This is a genomic window from Actinacidiphila sp. bgisy167 (assembly GCF_965342175.1).
In the GTDB taxonomy this organism is placed as follows: Bacteria; Actinomycetota; Actinomycetes; order Streptomycetales; family Streptomycetaceae; genus Actinacidiphila.
This window is the reverse complement of record NZ_CBDRBL010000242.1, coordinates 1-500: the sequence shown is the minus strand read 5'-3', so window position 1 is coordinate 500 and position 500 is coordinate 1. Positions and strand designations below refer to the sequence as shown.

The window sequence follows — 500 nt, the reverse complement described above, 5'->3', positions numbered from 1 at the left end:
CCCTGGACGCTCACAACAGCGCCCGCATAACGCAAAGGGGGCCGTCCGGCCCACCGCCAGACAGCCCCCACACAAGATTTTCAGTGATCTCCTAGCCTTGCGCTTTCACGTAGTGGGGCGTCCGGTGGGATGATCAGAAACGCGAAGAGGCTCCTGACCTGCAACGATGGGACTTGTCTATTTGATCAGAAACTCATGGAGTTCTCGTCCAGGACGTAGCGGACGTGCGGGCCGCCGAAGTAGCCGCGGACGATGTGTGGCTGACGCTGGCGTCTGCGGAAGAAGCGGCGGGTCTCTGCGGCGAGTTCGGTATGGTTTCGGGCTCGGTGCTGCTTGGGCAGGCTGTGTTTGAGGTCGGCGTTGACCAGCTCATCGGGGTTGAGCTCGGGCGAGTACGGGGGCAGGAAGTGCAGCTCGACGTCGTCGGGGTGGGCGGCGAGCCAGTCGCGGACCTTCTTCGAGCGCTGCGCGGAGTGTCCGTCGACCACGAGGTGGACCTT

Annotated in this window: 1 protein-coding gene; it reads right to left on the bottom strand. The window is 63.6% G+C overall.

Annotation, left to right across the window (positions count from 1 at the left end):
* Positions 1-185: 185 nt before the first annotated feature.
* Positions 186-500: transposase (locus ACRWND_RS30980; protein WP_431955322.1), on the bottom strand; the 315-nt coding region annotated here is incomplete at its 5' end.